This is a genomic window from Wolbachia endosymbiont (group A) of Campoletis raptor (genome assembly GCF_964026755.1).
GTDB classification, from domain to species: Bacteria; Pseudomonadota; Alphaproteobacteria; order Rickettsiales; family Anaplasmataceae; genus Wolbachia; species Wolbachia pipientis.
In genome coordinates this window covers 419,117-443,860 of the sequence record NZ_OZ034695.1, presented here as the reverse complement: position 1 = coordinate 443,860, position 24,744 = coordinate 419,117, and the positions used below count along the sequence as shown (strand labels likewise).

Sequence of the window (24,744 nt, the reverse complement as noted above, 5' to 3'; positions counted from 1 at the left end):
ACTACATATATGAACCTTGTAAACAGAAGGGAAAGTTAGCTTGGAGGTTTATAATCTACTGCCACTGTCTTTGCAATTTTATCATGAAGAAACTGCTTGCGTTGGTCAAATATTGCACATATGAAAATTAGTATTGTGGTCATAAAGATTAAGCCTAATAAAGGATCAAACCACCATTCAGAGGTATACTTATCAAAAAATTTCCTTCTCGTGATGAATATGGGGAAGCAAATAACTTCAAATGAAATATGCCTAACTATTGCTTGCACTAGAGTAACATTTTCAAGTGTATTTGCATCTTTGATATTAATACCGCATAACAATTGTCCTGGAGTACCACCAAATCTTCTTATCATGAATACTCCGAATACTATCGATAGCAAAAAAGATAAGCAAATACGTATAATTAATAATTTAGGTCTAGCAATGTGAAAAACCACTCTTACAAGAATCAAACAGAATAAAGGAATTCCCTTAATAATAAGACTGTCAATAATATGCGCTAACACACGCCTAGTTATTCCCACATATACATAGTTTAATTTTGGGTAGCATGCTTCAGACCTATAATCCATTACTACTGTTTTTGTAATTTTGTCGTAGAAAAGCTGCTTGCGCTTATCAAATATTGCAAACATTAGAACCAATATTGGTAAAATAAAAAACCACTCAGAAATGTAGGTGGGTACCCACAAAAGTGCCTTGAGAGTGCTTCTCATCACTACTTGCATTAAAGCAGCGTTTTTAAGTGTGTTTGCATCTTTTATGTATATACCAAGTAGCAACTTTCCTGGAGTCCAACCAAGTCTTGTTATCATTAATACTTCCAATGCTATATATACTAAATCTTTCAATAATATATCTAAGTCTTCTAATATTTCATATCGCTCTGATATAAGGTCACTATTAGTGTCAATATCAGGAAAGACATAATTAAAAACATCGGCAAGGGGCTCTCCTGATAATATGAATAAAATTAATAAATAAAATAATGAATAACAGACTAGGAATATAATTTGGTCAACTATATAAGCTGCAGCACGCTTAGTTATTCCCGCATATTTTACTTTAATATCCATTTTATACCCCATATGATCCGTCTAATGTACCTATTAACAGTTAAATAGCAGTAAAATTGCTGTATTACTATTTGTATTCTCAAGTAAACTAGTTATGCTATCAAGGACATAAACAATACAGCCACTTTCAGCAATGCAAAACAATAATTGTGAGATACAAGAGAAATTTTCTTTTTCCTTCAGTAGCATTATTCTAAATTTTCGTCAAAATAAGCTGTTTTATCCTTTTTTTCCTTATACTCTTCTGCAGTATAGAGAGGTTGCTTCTTAGCTGTGATATTTGGCCATTTTTGTGAGTATTCTACGTTTATGTTGTAAAATGATTTGAAGATTTTTTGTTCACTGTTCAGTAACTCTTCATCTAGTTCTAAAATATCTTTTATGGAATCATCAGTTACAATTGCATCTACTGGACACTCAGGTATGCACACTCCGCAATCAATACATTCATCTGGGTTAATCACGAGCATGTTTTTACCTTCATAGAAGCAGTCAACGGGACATACTTCCACACAGTCCGTATATTTACATTTTATGCATTTATCTGTAACAAAATGCGTCATAAAACACTGTATATTTGCATTATCTTGGGTACACTAAATTGATAAGAAATTCAAGCCTTTTATGAAGATAAATAAATTGAACAACAAAGAATTAGAAGTATGGTTAAGCTTGGCTAGAACTATAGGACCAACAAAGTTTTTTAGTATACTAAGAACACATGGATCGCTAGATGAGGTGCTAAAATATCTCAATAGGGTGGCTAATAATAAGGTGTATGGCATTCAAGATGCACGAGAAGAAATCAATAATGCAGAAAGAATTGGAGCTAAAATTATACCCGCATGTGACCCAGATTACCCTGATCTTTTAAGAAATATCTCTAGTTGTCCTCCTGTAATAACTGCGCTTGGTGATATATCATTATTAAGCCGTGAGATAATTGCAATAATCGGTGGGCGTAACTCTTCAATGAATGGAAGAAATTTTGCCAATAAGTTGGCACTTGATTTAAGCGAAGCTGGTTTTGTTATCGTTTCTGGACTTGCAAAAGGAATCGATACTGCAGCAAACAGTGTAATATACAAAAATCATCCCACTATTGCTGTTACAGCAAGCGGAATTGATGTGGTGTACCCAAAAGAAAATTTTGATCTATACAAAAAAATCACCGAGAATGGTGGATTAGTAGTTACTGAGAGGTTGTCCGGAAACAAGTAAAAGGCTATAATATCTGAAATTTTAGTACGGGGTAAAGATGAGAAAAAAGTATCCAACAGATCTAAGCGAAAGGGAATGGGCAAGAATAGAAAAACACTTCAGAGTATCATACAAGAAAGGAGGAAGGCCGCCAAAGTATAGCAAAAGAGAAATATTAGAAGCAATTTTCTATGTATTGCGTACAGGGTGTCAATGGCGGTATTTACCAAATGATTTTCCGCTATGGAAGACTGTGTATGAGCAGTTCAGGCAATGGAAGAAGCAGGGAATTTTTGAGAAAATGAATTATGAAATTACAAAATATAGTAGAAGAAAAATAGGAAGGAATGAGCAGCCGAGTGCCTGTATAGTAGATAGTCAATCTGTAAAGACTACAGAAAAGGGGGATCAAAGGCTATGATGGAAGTAAAAAAGTAAAGGGTAGAAAAAGGCATATAATTACAGACACTCAGAGGCTGTCTTGAAAGAAAGAAAAGGGTATGATAAGGTAAGTTAAAAAATAGGAGGTAAAATTGTATCCAAGCGATATAAGTGATAAGGGATGGGAAATTTTGGAGCCACATGTTGCACAAGGAGCAATAGGGAGGCCAAGGAAGCATAACATCAGAGCAATTATTAATGCAATAAGGTATATAATGAGAGGTGGCTGTCAATGGAGAATGCTGCCAAAAGACTTTCCGCCGTGGAAAACAGTTTATGATCATTATTTTAGGTGGAGTAAAAACGGAAAATTGCAGGAAATACATGACACTTTGGTGAAAAAGGTAAGAGAAATGGTTGGTAAAAATAATACACCATCGGTTGGAATAATAGACAGTCAGTCAGTAAAAACGACTCAAAAAGGGGATCCAGAGGTTACGATGCTGGCAAGAAAATAAAAGGCCGTAAACGTCATATTATTGTAGATACACAGGGTCTTATCATTACCGCTGATGTACATAGTGCAAGCGTTCAAGATCGTGACGGAGCTTTGGGTCTTTTTGTTCAAGCGAAAAAGAAAATACCAACATTACAGAAGTTTTTTGCTGATCAAGGATATACGGGTGCTCTGCAAAATCACTGTTTTCTGAAAACGGGATGTCTACTCACAATTGCCAAAAAAGCTAGTGATGCTGTAGGGTTTCAGGTCATTCCTAAGCGATGGATTGTTGAACGGACGTTTGCTTGGCTCTCCAATTTTAGGCGTATGAGTAAGGATTATGAACACTCTCCTCTCACCTCCAAGATTAATATTCTCTTTGATATGATTACTCTTATGCTTAATAAATTAGCTACTTAAATGTTTTCAAGACAGGCTCTCAGGGTTTTATACTAGGTTGTTACGTAGGCGCTGCTAACGAAAATGATAGAGATGGTATTAAAATAGCATTAAACAATATGAGAACAAAATATACTAAAGTTAAAAAAATGTGGGCTGACATGGGATACCAAGGAAGAAATTTAAAGAATCACATAAAGGAAGAATATGACATAGATATTGAAATTGTTACAAGGCCTCCATGTAGATTTTGGGTGCACAAAGATACGCCACCTGAGCTACTACCAACAAGAGAACAAGGGTTTAAAGTACAGCCAAGAAGATGGGTTGTAGAAAGGACTTTTGCTTGGGTTAATAGGAATAGAAGGCTATCGAAGGAGTATGATTTACTCACAACATCCACTGAGAATTTCATATACCTAGCTATGAGTAGGGTTATGTTAAAGAGGGAATATGCTTGAATTTACTTGTTTCCGGACAACCTCTTAGTTGCTGATTTTAGAATTGATAAGAGAAAACTTTTTTTCAACTTGTTGTATAATTTTATAAAAGTGATCGAAATCTAAGCTTGCACTGCCAATTAAAACTCCTGATAAATTTGAAATATTTAACAAATTTTCTATATTTTCTGAACTGACTGAACCACCATATATAATGTGTTTTTTACTAGTACACAATTTTATTACCTCTATCACCTCAGCAATTGCATCATTATTTGGCACATGACCTGTGCCTATTGCCCATATTGGCTCATATGCTACGGTATATTCACCGTGTATTGGCAAGCGGTTTTTGCATTGATATTCTATTACTTCTTTCTTATAATCTTCTGAATTTTCACCCACACAGATAATTGGGTGTAAGCCTGATTCTATTGCTATTTCCGACTTAAGTTTTATTTCACTATCTTTTTCATTAGCCCTTTCAGAATGCCCAAGTATTACGTAAGTACACCCTAGTTCTTTTAACATTTCTGCACTAATTTCACCTGTGTAAGAACCGAACTTTTTATGATGGCAATTCTGTGCTCCTATATTAATATTATTGTTCAACTCTATACTGCTTGGAAATGACGTAAAAGGAGGGCAAATCACTAGCTTAGAGGTAATTTCGTTGCTCTTGTTGTTAAGTTTGCCTATAAAGTCAACAAATGAAGAACGCATTCCATTCATTTTCCAATTTGCTACTATTAAAAAGGACATCAACTTTACTTATATGGGCGAGAGTGCCGGCTGTCGGACTTGAACTGACAACCTACTGATTACAAGTCAGTTGCTCTACCAATTGAGCTAAGCCGGCGTTAAACACATTAATAATATACAATTATCAATGAATTTTCGTCAACTAATTTTTATAAAATACTGTATAATGAAAATAATATGAGAAAATTTTTACTGAAGCCAAAAAAGAGTCTAGGACAAAATTTTATTTTATCGAGTGAGATAACAAAAAAAATAGTCGCTTTAGCTGGTAGTCTGGAAAATTTTAATGTCATTGAAATTGGTCCTGGATATGGTGCATTAACAAGAGAAATATTGGTGCATAATCCAAAGTCTCTACTTTCTATAGAAAAAGATAGAGATTTAGTAAAACACCATGATCAACTGCTAAATGAGCATCAAGGAAAGTATAAAATTATAGAAGCAGATGCACTGCACGTTATAGAAGAAGAGCTGATAGAACATCCAGTTAAAGTTATTGCTAACTTGCCTTACAATATCTCGGTAGTGTTATTTTTAAAGTGGTTAAATAATATAAAATTTTTTACGAACTTGACATTAATGTTTCAAAAAGAGGTAGCAGATCGCATTACGGCAAGACCCAATTCTAAAGATTATGGTTCCTTATCAGTGCTAAGCCAGTTACTATGTGAGATAAAAAAGGAATTTGATATTGAACCTAAAGAGTTTTTTCCAAGACCAAAAATACATTCTTCAGTAATTACAGTAAATCCTTTGCCTATCCCAAAATTTGCAGTAAATTTGGAAACCTTAACAAGATTAACACGTGCTGTTTTTTCTCAAAGAAGAAAGATGCTGAGAAATAGCTTGCAAAATATAACGAACCACGCTGAAACTGTCCTTGAAAACGCTAAATTGAGTGGAAATGAACGTCCAGAAAACTTAACTATTGAGCAGTTCTGTTTGCTGGCAAATAATGTAGAATGCTTATTGTGCAATAAAATATATTAGCAGCTATATATTCTGGTATCTCTTCTATCCCCTAAAAACAGTGAGAGCTATACGACAGAGCCACACCGGCTTCTATAGCTCCGCTTCTGTCATCCTATGGCTTACTGTACGAACATTGCAATATGGCACATAGTAAACGATGTCATTCCAGTCTGGAATCCAGCTTTTTCATAATCATTAAAACGTTGTATTTTAACATAAAACGGCTACTTTTATACTTAATAAAATTCCTGGATCCCAGTGTCTGGGCACTGGGATGACATCATAGGGACACTGGAATGACATCATAGGAGGCTTGGATGACACCTTAACGATTTGAAGAACCGTCATCCCGCTGCTTGTTAGCGGGATCTAGAGATACCGCGAATGAATCGTGGTATGACGTAGGGAAACCTTTCTTGGGTTAGCTATAGAATGCTTATTCTGCAATAAAATGTATTAGCAACCATATAGCTTTTCTATCTCCTAAAAACAGTTAGAGCTATACAATTAAAGGCTCCTAGCTAATTTTGCCTATTGCAATTTAATTAATTGGCGTATAAGCTTTAAATAAAGCCTATGAAAAAAATGGAAGCTTGTTATTCGTTTGACGATATACTTCTTTTGCCAGCCTATTCTAATATATTGCCTTGCGATGCAGATACAAAAACTTATTTAACAAATAGTATAGAACTAAATATCCCTCTCATATCCTCTGCAATGGATACTGTTACTGAATCGGGCTTTGCAATAGCTATTGCCCAACATGGAGGGATAGGTTGCATACATAAGAATTTATCAATAGATGAACAAGTTTTAGAAGTAAGAAGGGTGAAAAAATATGAAAGTTGGATCGTGTATAACCCAATTACGATTTCACCGGATAAAACAGTTGCGGAAGCAATTTCATTAATGAGAGAGCACAATTATTCTGGCATTCCTGTAGTCGATCAACGCAAGTTAGTTGGAATTTTAACTAACCGAGATGTGAGATTTATTGAAGACCAGAACATGAATGTAAAAGTTTCCGAAGTGATGACAAAAGATAAGTTAGTGACAGTGCGGGAGCAGGGAGTGAATAGTGCCTCAGCAATGAAATTGTTGCATGAAAATAGAATAGAAAAGCTTTTGGTCGTAGATGAAAATTCTTGTTGTATAGGTTTAATTACGGTTAAAGACATTGAAAAATACAATAGATACCCAAATTCATGTAAAGACAGTAAAGGGCGTCTCAGAGTTGCCGCTGCAATTGGCACTGGTAAAAAAGATGGTATAGACAGATGTGAAGCTTTGATCGGAGAAGAAGTTGATGTAGTTGTTGTGGATACTGCTCACGGTCATTCCGAAAACGTTATCAATACCATTAGGGAAATAAAAAAGATGTATCCTAATACGCAATTAATTGGCGGAAACATTGCAACAAAGGAGGCTGCTGAAGCGTTGATTGATGCGGGTGTTGATGCAGTGAAGGTCGGAATAGGACCAGGATCAATCTGTACAACCAGAATAGTTACAGGTGTTGGTGTGCCACAATTCTCTGCAATCAAGAATGTTGCAGAGGCGTGTAGAGCAAGAAACGTCAGACTAATTGCTGATGGTGGGGTAAAATACTCAGGAGATGTTGCAAAAGCTATTGCAGCTGGTGCTGACTCTGTGATGATTGGTTCGATTTTTGCTGGCACTGACGAAAGCCTAGGTGAGATTATTATGTATAAGGGCAGAGCATATAAAGGCTATCGAGGAATGGGATCTATTAGTGCAATGAAACGAGGTTCAGCTAGCCGTTATTTTCAAGATAAAGATTCAAAACTCAAATTAGTTCCACAAGGAGTGGAAGGAAGAGTTCCATTCAAAGGTCCAGCTTCAGGAGTAATCCATCAATTGATTGGCGGATTGCAAGCTGCAATGGGGTATACTGGTAATAGGAATATAGAAGAGATGAAAAAAAATTGTAAATTTGTTACTATTACTGCATCAGGATTAAGAGAGAGTCACGCTCATGATATAGTCATTACACAAGAAGCTCCAAATTATGCTTATCAAGCGTCCAATTTGTCAACCGATTCGGAGTAGTCCAGAAAAAGTAGAGAGAAAGTTAAGACGTTTTTGGAGTAAAATAAAACGTTTTTTCAAAATATGACAAATAGAAGAGAATATACAGCAGAATTCAAATTAGAAGCTGTTAAGCTGGTTAAAGAAACAGGTCAAGCAAGTACAAAAATAGCAAAAGATCTAGGTATAGATGGCAGTATGTTAAGTAAGAAAATATGATGGAAAAATGTCTGGAGCATACGCATTTCCAGGCAAAGGCTCCTTATGACAAAGAAAGATTTGATCTAAAAAAAGAGCTAATAAGAGAAAGAGACATCTTAAAAAAAGCCCTGGGCAAAGAAAAAGAGTAAAGTATTCTTTTATATAGAAATTGCTATAAAACACAGGAACTATGTAGGGTTTTGTACTGGTGGTATGGGTTGCTAAGGAAAAAAGCAGTAAAGAATTAGCAAAAGAAGGGCTTCTAGCAGATATTCAAAAAATACATCAAGCATTCTAAATGCAGATATGGAGCCCCTAAAATTCACGCTGAATTAAAAGCTTTAGGCAAAAATTAAAACAGTACAAAGTGTTATGCAAGAAAATGGCATTAAAACCAAGCTTAGACGAAGGTTCAAAAATAAAAAACAGCAAATAAGCAACCGAGTTGTGGCTCCGAACACATTGGATCAAAATTTTACTACTGATCAGCCAAATAAAGTTTGGGATTACCTACATAAAAACTAAAGAAGGTTGTTGGCGGCAATAATTGACCTATATTCACGCATGGTGGTTAATGAGTAACATGATAATTAGTTATAGATTCTTTATTGATGGCCGTTGATAAACGCAAACCCGATAAAAATCTGCTGTTACATAGCGATCAAGGGTCACAGTATACCTCTCAAAATTACCAATTTCTATTGAATACAAAAAACATCATTTCCAGGATGAGCCATAAGGGCTGTTGTTACGATAACTCTGTTGCAGAAAAGTTCACTTAAAAGGGAGCTGCTTATTGATACTTCTCGCTCAACAAACCAGAACTGCCATATTTGAATACATAGAAATCTTTTATAACAAATAACGTAGACATTCTACTATTAACTATTGCATTCCTGCACAATTTATTCTCATGATAAAAACGTCTTAACTTTCTCTCTACTTTTTCTGGGTAAGGTCAAATAGAGAATTTTACAAAAATCTATTTTTAACTTACAATCAATTATTACAATTTTAAACCTACAACTTATGTACAACAGACTTATAGTCAAATCTTTTTCAGTATTATGCATCTGTTTATTTGCTTTATACATAACACTGCCAAATTTCTTTGATAATAAGCTTTTTATTTCGAAAAAAAGAATAAACTTAGGCCTTGACCTGAAAGGAGGGGCATCTTTGCTTTTAAACATAGACTTAGACTTCTATTTTAAGGAAAAGCTAAGCATGCTAGCTAACGAAATAAAAGAGACATTGCTAACAAAAGATATTGAATCTAACGTACAAAATAGCGTTATAACTTTAAATAATATTGATGATTATAAAAAAGCATCTGTGTTGATTAATGCGATAAATCCAAATTTAGAGCTAAATAGAAAAGATTCTTCAATTCTCATTTCGTATAAACCCCATTATAAAAATTCTTTGATCAGTGAAGTAGCTGCAGAATCAATAAACAATGTCCAGCGCCGTTTGGACAAACTTGGCACAAAGGAAGTCAGCGTTCAAAAACAAGGGCAGAATAAAATATTAGTGCAGGTGCCTGGAGTAGAAGATACCAAGCAGATAAAATCTCTGCTTGGCAAAACTGCTAAGCTAGCTTTTCATTTGGCAAACACTAACATAGCCAAGGTGCAGGATATAGACCATGAAACCACTGTCATGCTCAAGGATTCTTTAGGTAATTCTTATCCAATATTCCGCAAAACTGAAATAGGTGGTGATTCGCTGGTTAACGCATCAGTTAGATTTGGTCACTTAGGTAAACCAACAGTGCATTTTAAATTTGACAGCATAGCGAGTAAAAGATTCGCAAAAATCACTAAAGAAAATGTGGGAAAACCTTTTGCAATTGTTCTGGATAACACAGTCTTAACAGTACCTACAATACGTGAGCCAATTTTAAATGGAGAGGGAGAAATTAGCGGTAATTTCACTGAAAAACAAGCAAGCGAACTTGCAATACTTTTAAAATCTGGAGCACTGCCAGCACCACTTAAAATAATTGAAGAAAAAAACATTGGCCCAAGTCTTGGAGAAGAGTCAATAAAGGCAGGGGAAATGGCAGCAACAATCTCTATTATAGCCGTGGCTTTATTTATAATCATCACTTACGGCAAATTAGGTGTATTGGCCTCTGTTGCACTTTTTTCTAATGTAGTTCTTATATTATCAATTCTCACTCTGCTTGAAGCAACTCTAACTTTACCTGGAATTGCCGGTATTGCACTCACTGTCGGTATGGCGGTGGATGCAAATGTTTTAATATTTGAGCGAATTCGTGAGGAAATCAAATCTGGCAAGAGAGTGGAACGTGCTATTGAAGAAGGGTTTAAAAACGCTATAAAGACAATACTGGATTCAAATATCACTACATTAATTGCTGCAGGAATAATGTTCATTATTGGCAGTGGAGCAATAAGAGGCTTTTCTGTCACTCTATCAATAGGAATTTTATGTTCGATGTTTTCTGCAATCACAGTCACAAAACTCCTGATAGAGTTGTGTATGAACCCGAAGGAACTAGCGCTTTGAATTAAGGATTTAGATCTCAGTCAACCACCTTCATTCCCACAACGTTATATCCTGAATCAACGTGCAAAATTTCTCCAGTAGTGGCACTACTTAAGTCGCTTAATAAGTATAACGCTGCCTTGCCAACATCCTCTATTGTAACATTGCGTCTGAGCGGAGAGTTATTTCTATTCCATTCTGATATGGAGTGAAAATCGCTTATTCCAGAAGATGCTAAAGTTCTGATTGGACCAGCGGAAATTGCATTTACTCTGATATTTTGTGGCCCGAGATCACATGCTATATATTTTACACTTGCTTCAAGTGCCGCTTTACATAAACCCATAACGTTATAATTTGGCATAACTTTTTCAGCGCCATAATAAGATAAAGTAAGTAAACTACCACCATTTGACATCATTTTTTCAGCCCTTTGCGCTAAAGCAGTAAAAGAATAGCACGATATATGCATTGCATTGAGGAAGTTATCCAGTGAAGTATTGACATATTTACCATCTAACTCATTTTTATCGGAGAATGCTATTGCATGCACCAAAAAGTCAAGAGTACCCCATTTTTTCTCTATTATTTCGAAAGCGTTATCTATGATTTTTTCATTTGAAACGTCGCAGTGTAATATTAGCTCCACATTTAGTTCATCTGCTATTGGTGATAGTTTTTCTTTTATTATTTCATTCTGGTAGGTGATTGCAAGTTCTGCTCCGTGCTCTGAGAGAGTTTTTGCTATACCGTATGCTATTGATCTCTTATTTATTATTCCGGTTATTAATCCCTTTTTGCCTTGTAATAGACTTGTCGTCATAGAACTATCTGTTTTTTTATAATTTGGAATATTAACTAGGTAAAGTCAAGATATCACTATGTTTTAAAATATTTTTTGCAGTAACTTGAAGTCTATAAACAGTAATCTTGATTCTTCTACAACAAAGCCATCCCGTATGACATTTTGTCTATACCTAATTAAGCATATCAATAAGTAAGTAAATCTTAATATAATCTTATTATACTTATAAATACGCTGTATAGAATGAAAGTATGGATGATTTCATAACTGCAAGAAGAAAAGATGATGCTGTGGTATCTGTTTGTCAGGATAATAAGAAAAAAAACGTGTTAATTTTAGGGCTCAATCAAGTTGCAAGGGATTTGTTAAAATATGAAGAGGAGAATTTGCTTAATAAGCCATTAATTAATATCTTAAGCACAAGAGCAGCTGACAACGTGAAGAATTATTTAGAGTATACCGAAAATGGGCACGATTTACTTGATATATTACCTAAAGTGATAGATTTTTCCTTAACTGATGCTAAAGGAGAAGATATCAGGACAAAAGTAAAAGTTTTCCGCACTGCACAATTTGCCAGTAATAAAATAAATTATGAGCTGTTAATACGTGATATCAGTTTGTCCCATAAATTAGGAATCTTTAGAGATGAATATCTAATGGGTAAAAAATATAAAAACCATGACTTATTCGATATACCGGGCAATGAGTCCACTATTCTAGAGTTATACGTTATATTGAATTTCGCCTTTCAACATCAAATTAATGCAGCTATAGGAATAATTGGCTTAAATAGTAGCTGTAGCGAGACAAATGATGCACTGAAAGTTGTCATAGAACATTTTTATAAAAATTGCCGTAGTGATGATTTTCTAGGGTATATTGATGAGAATAAAGTGCTTTTTGTTTTGATTAACTGCGATGTAAAAAGTACATCTAAAATAATTAATCGTATACATTCTGCCATTAATAAGCAGTTATTAATGCAAAAATTACCGAGTGTATCAATAATTTATGGGAATATAGCTCAAAAACAGGCAGCAAAATCTACCAGCGGTGCCTTCTGAAAAGTTGTTTTTTATTTATATTGAGTTTAAACTTAAATTTTTATAAAGATTTAAGTTTATTTATGAAGTTAAAGTACTACCTGGTAGCACTGCTTTCATCATTGTTTTTGCAGAATAGTGCTAGCTCTAAAACAATTTTGGATAAGGAAATATTTTATGCAGAACTAGACGGAAAAATAGATTTGAGATTCGGCTACGCCTTCAACAGAGATTCTTTCAATGCTAAGCCTAAGGATAAAACTTCAAGTTATTCATACTTGCGCTTTCTTTATTTACAGCAAGTTTATCCAAATACTCAAATGGGGGTTAATGTTAAGGCAGGGGTTTCTGGTATTGCAAACCTAAAAGCGTTAGACATAGAAAAGTTAGACATGGAGGAATGGTATTTTATCATAAAAAACCAGGAACTTGGATCAATTGAATATGGTAAAAGAAGTTTAGTTGGTCAGAGCATGTTAATTAACACTTCAAAAATTTATGCAGCTGCTGGAGGAGTAAATGGTCATTGGACAAACTATGCAAATTTGCGCGGTGATCATAAAAAAGATGGTGACCCTGGATATGATCAAGACAAGGTGTTCTGGGTCAAGCCCAATATTTATAGCGATTATAATGAACTCGAACTAGGGTTAAAACAATCATCAATTAACTACATCTCCCCTGAAATCTATAACTTTCAACTCGGATTCAGTTATGTTCCAGGAAAAAATAACTTACAGTACAGCAATTTAATTGCTGCTGGCCTTTCCTATAAAAACAGCTTGTCAGATGGTATAGGTTTTACTACTGCCTTAACTGGTGAATTTGCAAGAGAAAATTTAACTGATTGCTCAGATGGGACTTCTAAAAATTATGAATGCCGCAATCAATTACTACACTGGAATTTTGGTTTGAAGCTAAAATTGTTCGATCTTGATTACATTTTTTCGTATGGTAATGGTGGTAAATCTGGTGAGAAGCGTAATCCTGAAACAAATAATACGTATTATATGAATGCAGGTATCGCTTACCGTTCTGATTCTTACAAATCGAGCTTAACATATTTTAGTAGTGGTAGGGATATTGCAGGCGAAGGTACAAACGAGTTAACATCATATGCTTTAAGTCTTGAAAATTCTCTTTTTTTAGGTACTTCATACTATTTCGATATTGTAAAGTTTAGTACAAAAGAGCCTAAAATAGAAAATAACAACTCTGGTTATGTGTTCTTGGCTGGACTGAAATTAAGTTTTTAATATTACCTCCTTCCAACACTCTTTTCTGTCATCCAAGGTAACCGTTCACAGATTTCCACTTAATTTTTCAATCTCACTCATGGAGAGGCCAGTAAACTGACCTTACCCAGAAAAAGTGGAGAGAAAGAAAAGAGTTTTTTTGGGTAAAATAGAATTTTGGAGGATTAGAAATGGTAAGAGAATATACGGCAGAATTCAAATTGGAAGCTGTTAAGAGGTTGTCCGGAAACTAGTAAATTCAAGCATATTCCCTCTTTAACATAACCCTACTCATAGCTAGGTATATGAAATTCTCAGTGGATGTTGTGAGTAAATCATACTCCTTCGATAGCCTTCTATTCCTATTAACCCAAGCAAAAGTCCTTTCTACAACCCATCTTCTTGGCTGTACTTTAAACCCTTGTTCTCTTGTTGGTAGTAGCTCAGGTAGCGTATCTTTGTGCACCCAAAATCTACATGGAGGCCTTGTAACAATTTCAATATCTATGTCATATTCTTCCTTTGTGTGATTCTTTAAATTTCTTCCTTGGTATCCCATGTCAGCCCACATTTTTTTAACTTTAGTATATTTTGTTCTCATATTGTTTAATGCTATTTTAATACCATCTCTATCATTTTCGTTAGCAGCGCCTACGTAACAACCTAGTATAAAACCCTGAGTGTCTGTAATTATATGCCTTTTTCTACCCTTTACTTTTTTACTTCCATCATAGCCTTTGATCCCCCCTTTTCTGTAGTCTTTACAGATTGACTATCTACTATACAGGCACTCGGCTGCTCATTCCTTCCTATTTTTCTTCTACTATATTTTGTAATTTCATAATTCATTTTCTCAAAAATTCCCTGCTTCTTCCATTGCCTGAACTGCTCATACACAGTCTTCCATAGCGGAAAATCATTTGGTAAATACCGCCATTGACACCCTGTACGCAATACATAGAAAATTGCTTCTAATATTTCTCTTTTGCTATACTTTGGCGGCCTTCCTCCTTTCTTGTATGATACTCTGAAGTGTTTTTCTATTCTTGCCCATTCCCTTTCGCTTAGATCTGTTGGATACTTTTTTCTCATCTTTACCCCGTACTAAAATTTCAGATATTATAGCCTTTTACTTGTTTCCGGACAACCTCTCAAACTGAATCCCATATAAAAGTTACTCAACAAAACAAGAACCTTTCGTATAAGCATGACAAATTGCTACAGCAAGAGCGTCAGCAGCATGGTGGCATTTTACACTCAAATTTTTAACTATTTGCTTCACCATAAATATCATCTGATCCTTATCAGCATGGCCATTTCCGGTAATGCTTTTTTTTACATAGTTTGCATCATATTCATTCATAGTTAGCTTTGTTATTTTTAACGCTAAAATTACAACCCCTCTTGCATATCCTAAAGTTAGTGAAGATTTAGGATTTTTATTAACAAAAATTTTCTCCACCGCAGCTTCATTCGGAGAGTATAGGGAAATTACTTTCTTTAATTGTTCAAAAATTGTATGTAGGCGTTCACCTGTACCCAATTTACCATCAGTTGATATGGTACCGCCGCCCAAAAATTCAATATTATTTTTTTCGTTCAGGCTGATAATGGCCCACCCAGTCTTGCTTATTCCTGGATCTAGACCTATTATTTTAACCACTTAATAAACGCTTAACCAATAGACAAACAAAAATAAAAATATCCAGACTACATCTACAAAGTGCCAATACCAGGAGGCAAACTCAAAGCACAAATGGTCCTGAAGTGTAAATTGGCCTTTCCGTGCTCTAAATAAACACACTGATAAAAATATTATTCCTATTATAACGTGTGCGCAGTGAAAACCGGTAATCATATAAAAATTGGATGTATAAATAAGCTTTTCTCCTGTTTCTTGTAGAGAAAAACTCGCTTCATGATACTCTATTGCTTGCACTATTATAAAAAAAACTCCAAGCAATATAGTTATGGACAGCATTTTAATCATGCTCTTTTTATCATTTTTAAGTAAAGAGTGATTTGCCCAAGTAATTGTTGTACCAGAAAGCAATAATATTAATGTATTCATGAATGGTAGTGACCACGGATCAGGTGGCAAAATTCCCTCAGGGGGCCATTCAACTTTTTTTGCAGGAGAAAACGCCTCAAATAAAAAAACTGGATCAAGCCAGGCTTTAAAGAATGAACAAAAGAACACTATAAAAAATACGACCTCCGAGAGAATAAACAAGTACATTGCAAATTTGAGTCCATGTTTTACAATGGCAGTGTGACATTTGTCATAAATGGCCTCCCTTATTACATCTCTCCACCAATAAAACAGCACCCCTGATACTGCGGAGATTCCCAAAACTAAACAAAACATTCCGACAATTTGTTTATGAAGCGCGCCAACTAATCCAAGTGCAAGAATAAGAATTGCTGCTGATACAGCAATTGGCCAAGGGCTTGGATCCACTAAATGAAAATCATGTTCTTTACTTTTCATAGCATTTTAAAAAATACTTATTAAGGATACAAATTAGCTTAAAATTGTCAATGTTCCTTAGGAAATTGATTGAATCTTGAAAAATTATATGCACCGTTCAAAAAATCTAACACAAATTGTGCAGTTATTCTAAACAACTCAAGCATTCTGCTCTTTTCGTTTTCTCTTGCTCTGCTGCAATATCCATCAACAATATTTTCCAAAATAATGCATCCAGACTTTACTGAATCACTGTAACAAAAATTAAACCAATCCCTATATCTATTATTTTTCTTGAATCTATTTTTCATGCTATCAGAGGTTGTCCGGAAACAAGTAAAAGGCTATAATATCTGAAATTTTAGTACGGGGTAAAGATGAGAAAAAAGTATCCAACAGATCTAAGCGAAAGGGAATGGGCAAGAATAGAAAAACACTTCAGAGTATCATACAAGAAAGGAGGAAGGCCGCCAAAGTATAGCAAAAGAGAAATATTAGAAGCAATTTTCTATGTATTGCGTACAGGGTGTCAATGGCGGTATTTACCAAATGATTTTCCGCTATGGAAGACTGTGTATGAGCAGTTCAGGCAATGGAAGAAGCAGGGAATTTTTGAGAAAATGAATTATGAAATTACAAAATATAGTAGAAGAAAAATAGGAAGGAATGAGCAGCCGAGTGCCTGTATAGTAGATAGTCAATCTGTAAAGACTACAGAAAAGGGGGGATCAAAGGCTATGATGGAAGTAAAAAAGTAAAGGGTAGAAAAAGGCATATAATTACAGACACTCAGGGTTTTATACTAGGTTGTTACGTAGGCGCTGCTAACGAAAATGATAGAGATGGTATTAAAATAGCATTAAACAATATGAGAACAAAATATACTAAAGTTAAAAAAATGTGGGCTGACATGGGATACCAAGGAAGAAATTTAAAGAATCACACAAAGGAAGAATATGACATAGATATTGAAATTGTTACAAGGCCTCCATGTAGATTTTGGGTGCACAAAGATACGCTACCTGAGCTACTACCAACAAGAGAACAAGGGTTTAAAGTACAGCCAAGAAGATGGGTTGTAGAAAGGACTTTTGCTTGGGTTAATAGGAATAGAAGGCTATCGAAGGAGTATGATTTACTCACAACATCCACTGAGAATTTCATATACCTAGCTATGAGTAGGGTTATGTTAAAGAGGGAATATGCTTGAATTTACTAGTTTCCGGACAACCTCTGAAGATTTCCAGATCTGGAAAAACTATTTGATTGTATTTATCTTGTCTAACGTTCGTTGCAAAATAATACATGCGGAGATTTTATCATCTATTTTTTTCGATTTTGTGATTGATATTCCAGTGATTTTTAGTGTATGAGTTGCAATAGATGTTGATAAGCTCTCGTCTTGTAAGTATATATTTACTTTATATTTTTTTATTATTTTATTTGCAAATTGGATTATGGTTTTACACCATTTAGTTTCTTGCTCGTCTATGTTTAATGGTATTCCTATTACCATTGATCCAGCTTCATTTTCTTTGAATATTCTATGTAGATAACCTAAATCTTTGCTCATATTTTTTCTGTGATATATGCTATGAGCTGTGGCTATGAGCTGTGTTTTATCGCTAAATGCTATGCCTATTTGCTTTTCTCCCATGTCAAGGCACATTATGCGCTTATCTTTTGGAATAGACTTTAGAAACTCATCTGGATTTCTATGTAGCATCTATTAGACTTCCTTTAAAGTGACCTTACCAAAAAAGTGGAGAGAAAGTTAAGAAAATTTTTTACAAAAAGAATAATGAATCAAATTGCTCAGGAATGCAATAGACTTCTTGCATAACCCAAACTAAGTAGAAAAAGGTATCATCTAAGATGTATGGTCCCAGAGAGTGATGGTATACTATCATCATCATTTAAGGAGTCATTATGGGACAGATATTACATGGGTGCGCCAAAACAACACAGACGATTCGTAGAGCAATACAAAATAGAAAAGAGAGCATAGCAAAACTCTCCAAGCATTATAACCTTAATCCAAAAACTATTATTAAGTGGAGAAAACGTTCATTTACGAAAGATGCTGATATGGGTCCAAAGCATCCAAGATCAACTGTTTTAACGCTAGAAGAGGAAGCTATAATAGTTACATTTCGCAAGTATACACTACTGCCACTAGATGATTGCCTTTACGCTCTGCAGTCTACAATTCCGCATTTGACTCGCTCTAGCTTGCATCGTTGTTTACAAAGACACAACATTAGCAGATTACCAACTGTTGATGGAGAAGTTAAGTCAAAAAAGAAATTCAAACAATATCCTATCGGTTACTTTCATATTGATATTGCTGAAGTTAGAACTGAGGAGGGCAAATTACATTTGTTTGTTGCTATTGATAGGACATCCAAATTTACCTATGTTGAGTTGTGTAACAGTGCTACAAAACCCATAGCTGCTGAGTTCTTACGTAATTTGATTAGAATTTTACCGTATAAAATCCATACTATTTTGACAGATAACGGTATACAATTTACAAACCAGAAGCGTCATAAGTATGCTTTCCAACATATATTTGATAGAGTTTGCGAAGAGAATGTTATTGAACATCGTTTGACAAAAGTTAGCCATCCTTGGACGAATGGGCAAGTCGAGCGTATGAATAAAACTTTAAAGGATGCTACAGTTAAGAAGTATTACTATCAATCGCACCAGCAACTTAAAGAACACCTTTATAACTTTGTTATGGCTTATAATTATGCAAAGAGACTCAAAACTCTTAAGGGTCTTACTCCTTATGAATTTATATGTTATCAGTGGACACAGTCTCCAGAATTATTTATACTAAATCCACACCATCACACTCTGGGACCATACATCTTAGGGTCAAGTTTTGAGTATTTTACTAAAATAGCTTTAACATTTTTTGGGGAATGTTTTAAATCCTATGGTGATGTTAAGTTAATAGCTTAAGAGATATTCTAAAGGAGTTATCTTATTTAAAAAATTACTTGGACGCTTATAGTTTTTTGAGCATAGCCTTTCATGTTAGATTCAAAGAAGACTGAATAGGCTGCTCCACACTTTCTACTTTCTCGAGCTTGGTGTTGGGCTTAAAGGTATTGACCTTACCCAGAAAAAGTGGAGAGAAAGTTTGGAATGTTTTTCACAAAGAGAATGATGAATCAAAATGCTCAGGAATGCAATAGTTAATAGTGACGTTGTTTGTTATAAAAAATTTCTATATATTCAAATATAGCAGTTTTGATATGCTGTTTAGAGTGCCGAGAGGTGTCTATTGGTAACTCCCTTTTTAGAGAACTGAAGAAGCTTTCCACAACAGAATTGTCGTAACAACAACCTTTATGACTCATCTATGTTTTTTATGGATAAGAGATATTGATAACCTTGCAAAGTATATTGTGAACCTTGATCACTATGTAATAGTAGATTTTTGGCAGGTTTACGCTTGTTAACGGCCATTAATAAAGAGTCCATAACCTATTGTTTATTTATTGAACTGCTCATTAACTACCATGCGTGAATATAGATCGATTATTGTTGCCAAATATAGCCATCCTTCTTTGGTTTTTATATAAGTAATCCCATACTTTATTTGGTTGATCGACAATAAAGTTTTGGTCTAATATATTGGGAGCTACTGTCCGTTTGTTGTTTCTTAATTTTAAATTTTCTTCTCAATATAGCCTGAATACCATTTTTCTGCATAATACTTTGCACTGTTTTTAAGTTGCAACTTTTACCCAAAGCCTTTAATTCAGCATGAATTTTAGGAGCTCCATATCTACATTTAGAAGCTTGATATATTTTTTGAATATCTGCTAATAACTCTTTATTTGCTGATTCTCTACTGCTTATTTTCCTTGTAGTCCACTTATAGTAGCCACTAGCAGAAAACCCTACATAATTCCTGCACTTTATAGTGTTTACTATGCTCTTTTATGAAAAAATATTTTACTCTTTTTGACTGGCCAGGGCTTTTTTTAAAATGTCTCTTTCTCTTGTTACTTTTGCTAACTCTTTCTGTAAATCAAATCTCTCTTTGTCATAAGGTGCTACATCTGGAAATGCATGTGCCGCTGACTTTTTTTCGTTATATTTCTTCATCCATTTTCCTAATACACTATCCCTTATTCCTAGATCTCTTGCTACTTTTGCAACTGGTTGACCTACCTTTCTTTGTTCATTTGCCAGCTTAACAGCTTCCAATTTGAATTCTGCCGTATATTCTCTTGCCATTTCTAATCCTCCAAAATTTTATTTTACCCGAAAAAACTCCTTTCTTTCTCTCCACTTTTTCTGGGTAAGGTCAAGAAGCCTATTGTCTAATTATGTACCTAAATTTTATTACGGCACTTTCACTACTACTTTAACGAGTGAGCTACCTTTCTATAAAAGACCTATCGACTGTTGCAATTATAGGCGTAAACAAGAATGATAAAAGAGTACGAGATTGAGTAACTATGTACACTTCTGCTGGCATACCAGGGTATAGGTATACGTTTTTAAACTGAGCAAGCTCTGGTTTTGGTATCACTACACGTACTGAATAATAACGCCCTAGCCTTGGATCATCAAGGGCATCGGGAGAAATATTGCTTACTATACCATTAATTAAACTTAAACGACGTGCACTGTAAGCACTTAAACGAACTTTAACCTTTAGCCCTTCTAGCCCATCAATAGAGACTATATTGCTATCTTTCTTTTGTGCTGACAGTATCTCTTCTATGTTTCTGGTCTGAATTTTAGCATCTATTATTAGGTCATCATCCGATGGCACTACGCTCATGATCGGAACTCCAGATTGTATAACACCACCTTCAGTATGGTATCTTATATCTGTGACTATCCCATCTTGAGGCGATTTAATTATTGTACGTGCTAATGAATCTTCAGCAACCATCAGTCTCTCTTTCAAGTCTGCAATAGACGTACTAACTTCCTTAAGTTCAGCGTTTGCTCTTTCTTGAGAATCATTTCTCACGTTTATAATTTCTAATTCGTTCTCTCCAATTTTTTGCTGCACTTGAGATATTGCAGAACGGTAATGTCCAACTCTGCCTTCAATTTCAGCAAACTGCTTTTCTAAAGCTAAAATGTGTGGTTTGCTTATATGGCCACTATCAAGTAATTGTCTTTTTGTTTCCAACTCCTCAGTTATCAAGTCATATTGCTTATGAGCTGCATTTAGTTGAAAGTTTAGCCCCGCTAATTCATCATTTAACTGCTTTATACGTTGTTGCAGTATGTCTGTTTTTCCCAATATGCTCTTTCTCTGAGAGTTGAACAACTTTACTTGATTCTTTATCGCTTTATTTACAAGTTCATCGTGAGATAATTTTTTAACCTCATCAGGAAACTCGAGCGTGTCCAAATCTACTCTGATTGCAAGAAGCCTTGCTTCTGTTGCTAAAAATGATAAGAGCTTCTCTTTGATGATACTTAAATTCGCCTTCTCGTTAACATCACTCAACAAAACTAGAGGCTCATCTTTTTTAACTGCTTGACCCTCTTTTACTAAAATTTTGCTTATTATTCCTCCGCCCAAGTGTTGAACTATTTTTCTATTTGAAGATACAATAACTTCTCCACTTGCATGCACCGCACCGTCAATTGGAGCTATAGCCGACCAAATACCACCTATCCCAAAAAAGATGAGTATTACTACCAGACCAAAAAATAGTGGTCCCCATGTTACTTTCAGGACTTCATTTACGTTATTACTTTCGCGTTTTAAAATAAAATTTATCACTGCATCAATCAATGTAAACGTCTTATCCAAAAATTTTGGGTACTTCTTCTTTTTATTTTTTGCTCCTTGCATATTTATATTATCACCATTGCCAATCAAGCCTGTCAAAGAAAATCCAGCGCTAAGCTTTTTTAACTTACTTATCATAATACTACTGTGAATTTGTGTTAACTCAAGATAACACACAAAAACAAAGAATCTATAATTTAAGCATTCCATTTAGACTGTAGAGCACCAGAATAAACTATTTAGTAACAATTCCTGCATCAACTATGTTTTTAAAATTTTTTGACGTTTAACTTTATTATAACTTTTTCTTTACTTTGTGAATATCTGAGTTACTTATATTATGTAAGAAATCTATTGCCAACTAGTCAATATTCTGTTAGGAATTAAGGTAATATAAAGTTATTATGCTTAAATTGGAAAGCAGAAAGTTCCTGATTACTGGCGCATCAGGCGGAATAGGGCAAGCAATTGTAAAAATTATGCACAAAGCCGGAGCAACTTTATGTATTTCTGGCACAAAAAAAGAAGTGCTCGAAGAAGTTGCTAAACAATATGAAAAAAATATGCACGTACTCCCTTGTGATTTATCAAATGCTGAGGAAGTAAATCAACTAGTAAACAGAGCAAGTGAGTTGATGGAAGGCTTTGACGGGCTTGTATGCAACGCGGGCATTACGCAAGACAGTTTATTATTGAGAATGACAGATGAAGCATGGCAAAAAGTAATTGATATTAACTTGAGCTCTATATTTAAGCTGAGTAGAGAAGCATGCAGGAAACTAATTAAGAATAATTGGGGAAGAATTATAAATATTTCCTCAATAATAGGGCTAACAGGAAACGCCGGGCAAGCAAATTATGCAGCGTCTAAAGCTGGAATAATAGCCATGAGCAAATCTATAGCAAAAGAAGTTGCAAGTCGTAATATAACAGTAAATTGTATTGCTCCTGGGTTTATAGATACTAAAATGACTGAAGTTTTAAATGAAGGACAAAAGGGAAAAATATTAGATAATATTCCAATGAAAAGAATGGGAACAGGGGAAGAAATAGCAGCAGGGGTCTTGTTTTTAGCAAGTGATGAAGCAAAATATATAACAGGGCATGTGCTCAATATTAATGGTGGGTTATTTATGTAGCAACACTTATGTATGGACAAATTATAATTTTTACTTTAAAATAAAAAATGTGTAGGTTTAGGTTTACGTTAATTTATTACTTAGAGGCAAAAAAATGAGCTCTATAATAGGATTTTTTGGTGTCTTGTGTGTAGTATTGCTTTTCTCTTTCTCAGGTTACGCAGCTATCACTGGTCCTGATATGGATGATACAACACAAGTAATATGTAATATTATTGGTTATGTTTGGGGGATAGGCGGTCCACTTATGACGGTAGTAATAATTGGTGCAGCTTTGCTTGCAATATTTGGCAGGATGCCGTGGCCAGCCCTCTTTGCTCTAGGCGTGTTTTGTGCTGTATTTTTTGGCGCTAAGACGATTATAATAAAAGTTATGCCCAATGTAAGCGATGAAGCAAAAGCTATGTTGGAAAAGTGTGGAAAGAAATAACCCATAAAAGTACAGAAATGCTTTTTTGTTATCCATTAAATCGCTTCATATCTTCAACTTGCAACAAATAAGGGCTATCTTTTGGTAAAGTTTTAACAGCTAGCTCAGCATATTTTGTAAATTGCTTTAAATCACCTTCAATACAAGCCTTTTTTGTCAAGGCAAAATAATGCATTGCCGTATCAGCTTCACATTTATATGCAATGCTTAAATACTTCCAGACAAAAGCGTTATTTGGTTCTATATTCAAAATCTGCTCCAGGTAAAAAATCGCCTTTTTTGCATCACCGTGTAATAATAAAGTATGAGATAATGCAAGTTTCACTAAATAACTGTTTTTCTCAGATAAATACCTAAGCGATTCCTCATACATTTTTATTGCTTCACTTAAATTTCCGGCCTTGTATAGCATTTCTGCTTTTAATTCATATAGGTATGGGTCATTGCGTGACTCTTGAATCAATGAATTAACTTTAGCAATAGCCTCTTCTATCTTTCCTTGCCTATAGCAAACTATAGCATTTACATACTCAGAATTATTTTCATATTTATTAGATAACACATGAATAGGAGCAAAGAAAGAGTCTAGCTTGGCAACCACACGCTCAAACTTTAGTAACTTATCCGCAAAAATTGGTTTTACGTTGTTTTTAACCTTATAATTTTGTACAGCAAACATACGTTTCTCACTAAGTGGGTGAGTGCGGAAATATTCCTCGGTGTTCTCATGCTCAATACTTTTAAAATAATCAAAAATCTCTTTCATACCTGAATTATCATAGCCAGATTCATCAAGATACCTTAAAGCATAGCTATCTGCTACACTTTCTTGCTCTTGAGAATAGTTAAAAAATAGCCTTGAACTAAACGCTACACCACTAAGCAAAATTGCACCAGCAACCTGAGGGTTAATGATAATACTAGAAACTAATCCTACCATATAACTAATCATTGCTATCGATTGAAAATAACCCATAGCACTACTCATTTGCAATATATGACCAGCAGATATGTGAGCAATCTCATGTGCTAATATACCAAGCAGGACATAAGGTTTAGCCGAATATTGTAAAAGTCCTAAATGAATGAAAATACTGTTATTGTTAATTACAAAAGCATTAATCGAATTGTCATTAATTATAAAAACTTTTATTTGCTCATGATCAATATCCGCAGCAGAAAATAAAGGTTGCGCTAGCTCTTTCACTATTGCTTCCACTTCACTATCTCTAATAATGTTAATAGAGTAAGCATTATTATAATATGCAAAAAAGAACAATAAGGTCAAAAACTTAGCAACTCTAAACATGAAAATTCTGTGCTTGTATAATTTATAGAAAT

28 protein-coding genes, 1 tRNA gene and 3 pseudogenes are annotated in these 24,744 nt (G+C 34.6%); 16 read left to right on the top strand and 16 right to left on the bottom strand.

The genetic code is table 11. The features are described 5' to 3' along the window. Positions 1 to 35 precede the first annotated feature (35 nt). Complete coding sequence (locus tag AAGD74_RS02325) at positions 36 to 1,079, bottom strand: RDD family protein (RefSeq protein WP_049973617.1); 1,044 nt, start codon at positions 1,077 to 1,079, stop codon at positions 36 to 38. 188 nt (positions 1,080 to 1,267) lie between these two features. Then, positions 1,268 to 1,642: a ferredoxin family protein gene (locus AAGD74_RS02320; RefSeq protein WP_077188509.1), complete on the bottom strand. Its 375-nt coding sequence runs from the start codon at positions 1,640 to 1,642 to the stop codon at positions 1,268 to 1,270. A 61-nt stretch (positions 1,643 to 1,703) separates the two neighbouring features. Here AAGD74_RS02320 and AAGD74_RS02315 point away from each other — a divergent pair. From AAGD74_RS02315 to AAGD74_RS02295, 4 genes and pseudogenes are all read left to right on the top strand, one after another. Next, positions 1,704 to 2,279: pseudogene (locus tag AAGD74_RS02315) on the top strand (DNA-processing protein DprA); the annotation flags it as partial. Positions 2,280 to 2,337: 58 nt separating this feature from the next. Further along, positions 2,338 to 2,752: pseudogene (locus AAGD74_RS02310) on the top strand (IS5-like element ISWpi1 family transposase); the annotation flags it as partial. A gap of 60 nt (positions 2,753 to 2,812) precedes the next feature. Continuing rightward, positions 2,813 to 3,579, top strand: a protein-coding gene (locus AAGD74_RS07255; protein ID WP_410529903.1) for an IS5 family transposase whose coding sequence is annotated in 2 segments (ribosomal slippage) — positions 2,813 to 3,140 and positions 3,140 to 3,579 — 768 coding nt in all. Because the reading frame shifts where the segments join, the coding sequence is not laid out codon by codon here. A gap of 11 nt (positions 3,580 to 3,590) precedes the next feature. Beyond that, positions 3,591 to 4,019: pseudogene (locus tag AAGD74_RS02295) on the top strand (transposase); the annotation flags it as partial. A 24-nt stretch (positions 4,020 to 4,043) separates the two neighbouring features. On the opposite strand, the gene AAGD74_RS02290 reads toward AAGD74_RS02295, so the two are convergent. Further along, positions 4,044 to 4,760 carry a triosephosphate isomerase gene (locus tag AAGD74_RS02290; RefSeq protein ID WP_006279748.1) on the bottom strand — a complete coding sequence of 239 codons (717 nt, stop codon included), beginning with the start codon at positions 4,758 to 4,760 and terminating at the stop codon, positions 4,044 to 4,046. A 24-nt stretch (positions 4,761 to 4,784) separates the two neighbouring features. After that, positions 4,785 to 4,857, bottom strand: a tRNA-Thr gene (locus AAGD74_RS02285). An 80-nt stretch (positions 4,858 to 4,937) separates the two neighbouring features. On the opposite strand from AAGD74_RS02285, the gene rsmA reads away from it, so the two are divergent. The 6 genes from rsmA to secD all read left to right on the top strand — a co-directional run bounded on the left by rsmA (position 4,938) and on the right by secD (position 10,517). Further along, positions 4,938 to 5,750: a 16S rRNA (adenine(1518)-N(6)/adenine(1519)-N(6))-dimethyltransferase RsmA gene (gene rsmA / locus AAGD74_RS02280; RefSeq protein ID WP_341810719.1), complete on the top strand. Its 813-nt coding sequence runs from the start codon at positions 4,938 to 4,940 to the stop codon at positions 5,748 to 5,750. 558 nt (positions 5,751 to 6,308) lie between these two features. Further along, a complete protein-coding gene (guaB, locus tag AAGD74_RS02275; protein ID WP_338482701.1) occupies positions 6,309 to 7,802 on the top strand; it encodes an IMP dehydrogenase in 1,494 nt (497 codons plus the stop codon). Positions 7,803 to 7,865: 63 nt separating this feature from the next. Beyond that, positions 7,866 to 8,000, top strand: a complete 135-nt coding sequence (locus tag AAGD74_RS02270) for an IS3 family transposase (protein ID WP_007548354.1) — start codon at positions 7,866 to 7,868, stop codon at positions 7,998 to 8,000. Next, a complete protein-coding gene (locus tag AAGD74_RS02265) occupies positions 7,997 to 8,131 on the top strand; it encodes a hypothetical protein (protein WP_007548509.1) in 135 nt (44 codons plus the stop codon). The genes AAGD74_RS02270 and AAGD74_RS02265 overlap by 4 nt, the downstream gene beginning before the upstream one ends. A 462-nt stretch (positions 8,132 to 8,593) precedes the next feature. Then, entirely contained in the window at positions 8,594 to 8,764 is a 171-nt protein-coding gene (locus AAGD74_RS07250; protein WP_410529906.1) for a hypothetical protein, read from the top strand. A 247-nt stretch (positions 8,765 to 9,011) separates the two neighbouring features. Then, the gene (gene secD / locus AAGD74_RS02260; RefSeq protein WP_006279745.1) at positions 9,012 to 10,517 is read left to right on the top strand and encodes a protein translocase subunit SecD; all 1,506 of its coding nucleotides are present in this window, start codon (positions 9,012 to 9,014) and stop codon (positions 10,515 to 10,517) included. Between the two features lie 16 nt (positions 10,518 to 10,533). On the opposite strand, the gene AAGD74_RS02255 is transcribed toward secD, so the two are convergent. Further along, a complete protein-coding gene (locus AAGD74_RS02255) occupies positions 10,534 to 11,319 on the bottom strand; it encodes an enoyl-ACP reductase (RefSeq protein WP_338482702.1) in 786 nt (261 codons plus the stop codon). 233 nt (positions 11,320 to 11,552) lie between these two features. Here AAGD74_RS02255 and AAGD74_RS02250 point away from each other — a divergent pair, with 233 nt between their 5' ends. After that, a complete protein-coding gene (locus tag AAGD74_RS02250) occupies positions 11,553 to 12,368 on the top strand; it encodes a PAS domain-containing protein (protein WP_077188505.1) in 816 nt (271 codons plus the stop codon). Between the two features lie 62 nt (positions 12,369 to 12,430). Then, positions 12,431 to 13,603 (top strand): porin, encoded by a 1,173-nt coding sequence (locus tag AAGD74_RS02245; protein ID WP_341810718.1) that lies wholly within the window; start codon positions 12,431 to 12,433, stop codon positions 13,601 to 13,603. Positions 13,604 to 13,841: 238 nt separating this feature from the next. Here the strand turns inward: AAGD74_RS02245 and AAGD74_RS02240 are convergent. From AAGD74_RS02240 to AAGD74_RS02225, 4 genes are all read right to left on the bottom strand, one after another. Beyond that, positions 13,842 to 14,674, bottom strand: a protein-coding gene (locus tag AAGD74_RS02240) for an IS5-like element ISWpi1 family transposase (protein ID WP_341810716.1) whose coding sequence is annotated in 2 segments (ribosomal slippage) — positions 13,842 to 14,305 and positions 14,305 to 14,674 — 834 coding nt in all. Because the reading frame shifts where the segments join, the coding sequence is not laid out codon by codon here. Between the two features lie 82 nt (positions 14,675 to 14,756). Further along, positions 14,757 to 15,245, bottom strand: coding sequence for a crossover junction endodeoxyribonuclease RuvC (gene ruvC, locus AAGD74_RS02235; protein WP_341810717.1), 489 nt, complete (start codon positions 15,243 to 15,245; stop codon positions 14,757 to 14,759). Beyond that, the gene (locus AAGD74_RS02230; protein WP_006279354.1) at positions 15,246 to 16,073 is read right to left on the bottom strand and encodes a cytochrome c oxidase subunit 3; all 828 of its coding nucleotides are present in this window, start codon (positions 16,071 to 16,073) and stop codon (positions 15,246 to 15,248) included. It lies immediately after the preceding gene. 47 nt (positions 16,074 to 16,120) lie between these two features. After that, positions 16,121 to 16,363: a hypothetical protein gene (locus AAGD74_RS02225; protein ID WP_265043748.1), complete on the bottom strand. Its 243-nt coding sequence runs from the start codon at positions 16,361 to 16,363 to the stop codon at positions 16,121 to 16,123. Between the two features lie 66 nt (positions 16,364 to 16,429). Between AAGD74_RS02225 and AAGD74_RS02220 the strand changes: the two genes are divergently transcribed. Further along, positions 16,430 to 17,262, top strand: a protein-coding gene (locus AAGD74_RS02220; RefSeq protein WP_341810716.1) for an IS5-like element ISWpi1 family transposase whose coding sequence is annotated in 2 segments (ribosomal slippage) — positions 16,430 to 16,799 and positions 16,799 to 17,262 — 834 coding nt in all. Because the reading frame shifts where the segments join, the coding sequence is not laid out codon by codon here. A gap of 48 nt (positions 17,263 to 17,310) precedes the next feature. Here AAGD74_RS02220 and ruvX read toward each other — a convergent pair. Together ruvX and AAGD74_RS02210 are read right to left on the bottom strand one after the other, a co-directional pair. After that, entirely contained in the window at positions 17,311 to 17,778 is a 468-nt protein-coding gene (gene ruvX, locus AAGD74_RS02215; protein WP_077188502.1) for a Holliday junction resolvase RuvX, read from the bottom strand. 61 nt (positions 17,779 to 17,839) lie between these two features. Beyond that, positions 17,840 to 17,968: a hypothetical protein gene (locus AAGD74_RS02210; RefSeq protein ID WP_341810715.1), complete on the bottom strand. Its 129-nt coding sequence runs from the start codon at positions 17,966 to 17,968 to the stop codon at positions 17,840 to 17,842. A 13-nt stretch (positions 17,969 to 17,981) separates the two neighbouring features. Here AAGD74_RS02210 and AAGD74_RS02205 point away from each other — a divergent pair, with 13 nt between their 5' ends. Beyond that, a complete protein-coding gene (locus AAGD74_RS02205) occupies positions 17,982 to 19,022 on the top strand; it encodes an IS481 family transposase (RefSeq protein WP_341810714.1) in 1,041 nt (346 codons plus the stop codon). A 236-nt stretch (positions 19,023 to 19,258) separates the two neighbouring features. Here the strand turns inward: AAGD74_RS02205 and AAGD74_RS07245 are convergent, their stop codons facing one another. From AAGD74_RS07245 to AAGD74_RS02195, 4 genes are all read right to left on the bottom strand, one after another. Continuing rightward, a complete protein-coding gene (locus AAGD74_RS07245; protein ID WP_081600772.1) occupies positions 19,259 to 19,423 on the bottom strand; it encodes an IS3 family transposase in 165 nt (54 codons plus the stop codon). Positions 19,424 to 19,661: 238 nt separating this feature from the next. Then, entirely contained in the window at positions 19,662 to 19,877 is a 216-nt protein-coding gene (locus AAGD74_RS07240; protein WP_245836010.1) for an IS3 family transposase, read from the bottom strand. Positions 19,878 to 20,024: 147 nt separating this feature from the next. Next, complete coding sequence (locus AAGD74_RS02200; RefSeq protein ID WP_341810713.1) at positions 20,025 to 20,309, bottom strand: transposase; 285 nt, start codon at positions 20,307 to 20,309, stop codon at positions 20,025 to 20,027. A 142-nt stretch (positions 20,310 to 20,451) separates the two neighbouring features. Further along, complete coding sequence (locus tag AAGD74_RS02195; protein ID WP_338482381.1) at positions 20,452 to 21,972, bottom strand: HlyD family type I secretion periplasmic adaptor subunit; 1,521 nt, start codon at positions 21,970 to 21,972, stop codon at positions 20,452 to 20,454. Positions 21,973 to 22,238: 266 nt separating this feature from the next. Between AAGD74_RS02195 and fabG the strand changes: the two genes are divergently transcribed. Both fabG and AAGD74_RS02185 read left to right on the top strand, forming a co-directional pair. Continuing rightward, positions 22,239 to 22,973, top strand: a complete 735-nt coding sequence (gene fabG, locus AAGD74_RS02190; protein WP_077188170.1) for a 3-oxoacyl-[acyl-carrier-protein] reductase — start codon at positions 22,239 to 22,241, stop codon at positions 22,971 to 22,973. A 94-nt stretch (positions 22,974 to 23,067) separates the two neighbouring features. Beyond that, the gene (locus tag AAGD74_RS02185) at positions 23,068 to 23,403 is read left to right on the top strand and encodes a TrbC/VirB2 family protein (protein ID WP_236514837.1); all 336 of its coding nucleotides are present in this window, start codon (positions 23,068 to 23,070) and stop codon (positions 23,401 to 23,403) included. A 28-nt stretch (positions 23,404 to 23,431) separates the two neighbouring features. On the opposite strand, the gene AAGD74_RS02180 is transcribed toward AAGD74_RS02185, so the two are convergent. Beyond that, a complete protein-coding gene (locus AAGD74_RS02180) occupies positions 23,432 to 24,712 on the bottom strand; it encodes a M48 family metalloprotease (protein ID WP_338482383.1) in 1,281 nt (426 codons plus the stop codon). Positions 24,713 to 24,744: the final 32 nt, after the last annotated feature.